Below are 5,385 nucleotides of genomic sequence, written 5' to 3'. Positions count from 1 at the left end.
GGGGCTCCTGAGACACGGTGCGCTGTCTCGGCCGCGCGGCGCGTTCGCGCTCTGGCGGCCGGCACGGCTCGAACGGGCACGGCCGGCCCGCCCGGCTCGGCGGGGTCCGTGCAGCGTGGCAAGCGCCGGGCCAGGGGGCTGGATCACGACCCGGTCGTCGGGATGCAGGGTTCTCCCCGCATCGGGCGCGCGGCGGCCGCGCAGGGGCGGTCCGGTTCGCGCCGGGTGCGAGTCATGCCGGGCGATCTGGGCGATCCAACGGCAGGCGCTCGCGGCAGCTCCCGTGCGGCCTCACGTCCGCGTGAGCGCGGCGGGGCACGGGAGGATCAGGCCGATTTCGGTGGTCGTTCGGGGAGGGAGGCCGCGGCGGACGGCAGCGGCGCGCTGGTCCGGGGCGGGAAGGCCGTGTCCGGCGACAGGCGCTCGAAACCGATCGCGTCCGGCACCAGCCGGCGATCGTCGGTGGGCGGGTCGTCCGCGTCCGCTGCCGTGAGGGAGGACAGGGTGCGCCTGTCCGCCTTCCAGGCGTGCGGGGAGGCGGCGAGGCCCGCCGACGCGGCGCTGAGCGCCGTGCCCGGCGTCTCGCCGCGGGGCATCAGGCTGGCGTAGCGGTCGTCGGGCAGGCCCGCCAGGACCACGATCAGGACGGCGAGCAAGGCCGCCAGCACGCCCGCCCGGCCCGACCGGGCGGAGCCGGACGCGCCGGTTCGGGCCGCCTTTCGGCGCAGCCTGTCGATCGCGGTTCGAGCCATCACGAGGCGGACATTAGGGACAGGCGCACCCGGGCCGCAATCACCTGCGACATCCTGTCAGCCATGCGTGCGGAACAAAACAGGAGGGATTTCGACCGAATTTCCGCAGTGCGGACCGCAGCTTAGCGGTTTGCGAGATGGATCCGATTCGTCGTCGACTTCGAAAAATTCCTGCCCTGTCAAGAGGGCGTTGCCCAAATCCCACAGGTTCTCGATGGTCCGAGCAGCCCGGCTTGACCACCCCGGGCGCCGCGGCCAAGCCTCGGGCACAGGAGTCGGACGCGCACGACCGGGCCGCGCATATCGGCCTGCCGCGCCGCGCTCCGCCGCAGAAGGAAACGACCATGACGAGGCGTCGCGCCATCGCCGCATCCCTCCTCGCTACCGCCGTGACGCTGGCCTCCGGCGCCGCGCAGGCCGGCCCGTTCGACAGCGGGCCGCTCGCCGACTTCATGAACATCTTCCGCACGCAGGCGATCCCGCGCGAGACGGTCGCGTGGACGGGGCCCGAGAAGCCCGGCACGATCGTGGTCTCCACGAGCCAGCGCCGGCTCTACTACGTGCTCGGGCGCGGTGCGGCGATCCGCTACGGCGTCGGCGTCGGCCGCCAGGGCTTCTCGTGGTCGGGCACCAAGACCGTGACCATGAAGAAGGAATGGCCGGACTGGCGCCCGCCGGCCCAGATGCTCGCCCGCCGGCCCGACCTGCCGCGCTACATGGCGGGCGGCCAGGACAACCCGCTCGGCGCGCGCGCGCTCTATCTCGGCTCCTCGCTCTACCGCATCCACGGCTCGAACGAGCCCGAGACGATGGGCGCGGCGGTCTCCTCCGGCTGCATCCGCATGACCAACAAGGACGTCACCGACCTCTACGACCGCGTCCGGGTCGGCACCAAGGTCATCGTCCGCTGAGTGGTGGCGCAGCGGCCGTGAAGGCCGGCGCGCGATTCCGGCGCGCCGCGCTCAGTATCGAACCCCGCCGTTCGGGCCGGGGCCGAGGTCTCCCGCAAGCACAGGGGTGACGAGGCGCCGCAGAACGGCCGCCAGCATTAACGGTTCTCTAGCGCCTGCACGACGAAAGTCCCGGCCGCCCGCGGATGCGCGGCCGGGACAACGATGGCGATGCAGGGAACGACGATCGACGAGGCGGAGCTCGGCGCGGCCGAGCCGGAGCGCGCCCGCCTCGCTTCCCTGATGCGCTGCCGCATCGTCGGGACCGGCCCGGAGGCCGCCTTCGACCGGGTGGCGGACCTCGCCGCCGCGCTGTTCGAGGCGCCGCTCTGCGCGATCTCGTTCCTCGACGCCGAGCGCCAGTGGCTGAAGGCGAGCGTCGGCTTCGGCGCCATCACCGACTTCCCGAAGGACGACGGCCTCTGCCGGCATCTCGTCCATCCCCCGATCCCGGCCGGCGCCGGCCTCGACGGCGCGGGCGACGGCGTCCTCGTCGTCCCCGACGCCGCCGCGGACCCGCGCTTCCGCGACAGCGCGGCCGTGCGCGGCCCGCTCGGGATCCGCTTCTACGCCGGCGCTCCCCTCGTGACGCGCAGCGGCCACCGGCTCGGCGCGATCTGCGTGGCGGACCGCCGGCCGCGCCCAGCGCCCGGCGCCCAGGCGCGCGCGCAACTCGCCCGCCTCGGCGGGGTGGTCATGGACGCGGTCGCCGCCCGGCGCCGGACGATGGCGCGGCGCGACGCGGACAGCTTCGTCGGCGCCACCGCCACGGCCGTCATCACGACGGACGCGGCCGGCACCATCACCTTCGCGAACGCGGCCTGCGAGCGCCTGCTCGGCTACCCCGCGGGCGGGCTTCTGGGCCGCAACGTCAGCCTCATCGTGCCGCCGCGCCTGCGCGGCCACCACGTCGCCGGCATGGCGGGCGTCGCCGCCGGGCGGGAGGCGCGGCTCGCCGGCCGGAGCGTCGAGGTCACCGCCCTGTGCCGCGACGGCAGCGAGATCCCGGTCGAACTCTCCCTCACCCTGTGGGGGGAGGGGGCGGCGATGGGGGTCGGGGCGGTCCTGCGCGACATCTCCGAGCGGCGGCGGCGCGACGCGCGGCTCATGCGCCTAGCCCACCAGGACCCGCGCACCGGCCTGCCGAACCGGGCCCGCCTCACCGACGATCTCGCCGCGCTCCTGGCGGAGAGCCGGCCCGCCACGGTGCTGGCCATCGCCGTCGAGGGCCTGCGCGGCATCGCCGACGGCCTCGGCCACGCCGTCGGCGACGCGCTCCTCGAAGCCCTCGTCCTGCGGCTGACCGGCCGGCTCGCGCCGGACGCGCTCCTCGCCCGCATCGGCGAGGACGAGCTGGCGGTGCTGCTGCCCGAGGCCGCCGAGGCGGGGGCCGTGCAGGCCCTGGCCGAGGGGCTGATCTCGGCCTTCGCCGACCCGTTCCGCCTCGACGAGCACGTCCTGCACGTCGGCGCCCGGATCGGCGCCGCCCTCGCCCCCGCGCACGGGTCCGACGCCGAGGAGCTGATGGCGAGCCTCGACCTCGCCCTCGAACGGGCCCGGCGCGAGGCGGCCGGCTGCGTCCGGCTCTACGAGCCCGCGATGCGCAGCGTCGCGGCGGAGCGGCGGGCCCTGCAGGACACCCTGCGCGGCGCCCTCCTGCGCGGGGAGATCGTGCTGGCCTACCAGCCGCAGGTCGACCTCCCCTCGGGCGAGATCCGCGGCGTCGAGGCGCTGATCCGCTGGCAGCATCCGGAGCGCGGCCTGCTGCCGCCGAGCGAGTTCCTGCCGGCCATCGAGTCGAGCGCGCTCGCCCTCCGCTTCGGCTGGTGGACCATCGACGAGGCCTGCCGCCAGGCCGCCGCGTGGCGGGCCGCCGGCCTGCCCCTGCGGGTGGCCGTGAACCTCTTCGCCGAGCAGGTGCGGGCCGGCACCCTCGCCGACGTCGTGCTGGAGGCGCTGGCCCGCCACCGGCTGCCGCCCGAGGCGCTGGAACTCGAGGTGACGGAGGTGATCGCGCTCCTCGACGACGCGGCCACCCTGCACCCCCTGCGCCGCCTGCACGCCAAGGGGGTCGGCATCGCGCTGGACGATTTCGGCACCGGCTACGCCTCGCTCTCGACGCTCAAGAGCTTCCCGCTCACCAAGCTCAAGATCGACCGCGGCTTCGTGCGCGACATCCTGGCCGACCCCCACGACGCCGCGATCGTGCGGGCGGTGCTCGACATCGGCCGGAGCCTCGATCTCGCGGTCGTGGCCGAGGGCATCGAGACGCGCGAGCAGGAGGCCGCCCTCGTCCGCATGGGCTGCCGCTGCGGGCAGGGCTACCTATACGGCCGGGCCGCGAGCGCCGACGAGATCGCCCGGCGCCCCGGAGGCGGGGAGGTCCGCGCGGCGGGACGCCGCGGGAGGGCCCGCATCGCCTGAGCGGGGTGCGAAGCCGCGCGGATCGCCGCAGGCGCGTTGAGAGATTCTATTGCTGATTGTATTGGCGGGTCCGGCCCGGCATCGGATACCGGGAAGAACAGGTCGTCCCGCGATGCACCCGTCCCGTCCGCGATCCCTGACGCCGCGCGTGTCCGCGAGCACCGACGGGCGCGGGACTGCCGGCCCAGAACCGCGCCCGCTTCCGCCCGGGCGCAGGTGATCCGGGCGCATCGGACGGGCTTCCAGGCGGACATGCGCGGCGACACTCCCGACCAGCAGCGCGGGCTCGTCCCGGCCCCGGACCGGCCGGGCCGGCGCCGCATCCGCGTGCTCGCCCTCGCCCTCGTCCTGGCCGCCTGCGGCCAGCCGGCAGCGGCCGGCGAGTACCCGCAGGCCGCGGGGCGCGCCGCGGACCTGTCCGGCCCGGTCGCCGCCTACCGGCGCTACGTGCTCGCCCAGGCCGACGAGTTCCTCGGCCGCACCGTCCGGCTCGCGGACGCCGTGAAGGCGGGGCGGCTCGCGGAGGCGCAGGCCCTCTACGCGCCGGCCCGGCAGCCCTACGAGCGCATCGAGCCCGTCGCCCTGATGGTGCCGGAGCTCGCCCGCAGCCTGGACATGCGCGCCGACGCCTTCGAGATGAAGGACCGCGACCCCGCCTTCATCGGCTTCCACAGGCTGGAGCGCGGCCTCTTCCTCGACCGCAGCACGGCCGGTCTCAACCCGATCGCCGAGCGCCTCGTGGCGGACGCCGCGGAGCTGCGCGAGCGCGTCGCCGACCTCGCGATCCCGGCCGTGCGGATGGTGGGCGGCGCGGCGACGCTGATCGAGGAGATCGCCGCCACCAAGATCAGCGGCGAGGAGGAGCGCTACAGCCGCACCGACCTCTGGGACCTCTCGGGCAATCTGGAGGGCGCGCGCACCATCTTCGGCCTGCTGCGCCCCCACCTCACGGCCGGCGATCCCGCCTTCGTGGACCGGACGGAGCGGGCCTTCAGCCGCATCGAGGCGCAGCTCGCCCGCCACCGCACGGCCGACGGATTCGTCAGCTACGACCGCCTGACCGACCGGGACCGGAATGCGCTGAAGGGCCCGGTGACGGTGCTCGCCGAGGAGCTCGCGACCCTGCGCGGGCGGCTGGGGCTCGACTGATGGCGACGCGCGGGCACCGCACCCGTCCGGGGGAGGCGGATCGCGGACGTCCTCTCCCGTGCGGGAGAGGGGCAGGATGCGACCTCTCCGGGAAAGCCGCACCCCTCACC

4 protein-coding genes are annotated in these 5,385 nt (G+C 75.3%); 3 read left to right on the top strand and 1 reads right to left on the bottom strand.

From position 1 onward, the window contains the following. Positions 1 to 326: 326 nt before the first annotated feature. On the bottom strand, positions 327 to 752 hold the full coding sequence (locus tag MOX02_RS23350; protein ID WP_147028227.1) for a hypothetical protein: 426 nt from the start codon (positions 750 to 752) through the stop codon (positions 327 to 329). Between the two features lie 344 nt (positions 753 to 1,096). Between MOX02_RS23350 and MOX02_RS23345 the strand changes: the two genes are divergently transcribed. The 3 genes from MOX02_RS23345 to efeO all read left to right on the top strand — a co-directional run bounded on the left by MOX02_RS23345 (position 1,097) and on the right by efeO (position 5,275). Beyond that, positions 1,097 to 1,663: a L,D-transpeptidase gene (locus tag MOX02_RS23345; protein WP_147028226.1), complete on the top strand. Its 567-nt coding sequence runs from the start codon at positions 1,097 to 1,099 to the stop codon at positions 1,661 to 1,663. A gap of 204 nt (positions 1,664 to 1,867) precedes the next feature. Next, positions 1,868 to 4,126 carry a sensor domain-containing phosphodiesterase gene (locus tag MOX02_RS23340; protein WP_147028225.1) on the top strand — a complete coding sequence of 753 codons (2,259 nt, stop codon included), beginning with the start codon at positions 1,868 to 1,870 and terminating at the stop codon, positions 4,124 to 4,126. 252 nt (positions 4,127 to 4,378) lie between these two features. After that, positions 4,379 to 5,275, top strand: coding sequence for an iron uptake system protein EfeO (efeO, locus tag MOX02_RS23335; RefSeq protein ID WP_147028224.1), 897 nt, complete (start codon positions 4,379 to 4,381; stop codon positions 5,273 to 5,275). Positions 5,276 to 5,385: the final 110 nt, after the last annotated feature.

Source organism: Methylobacterium oxalidis, assembly GCF_007992195.1.
GTDB classification, from domain to species: Bacteria; Pseudomonadota; Alphaproteobacteria; order Rhizobiales; family Beijerinckiaceae; genus Methylobacterium; species Methylobacterium oxalidis.
The sequence above is the reverse complement of the archived record's forward strand: the minus strand, read 5'-3'. Positions and strand labels throughout refer to the sequence as shown.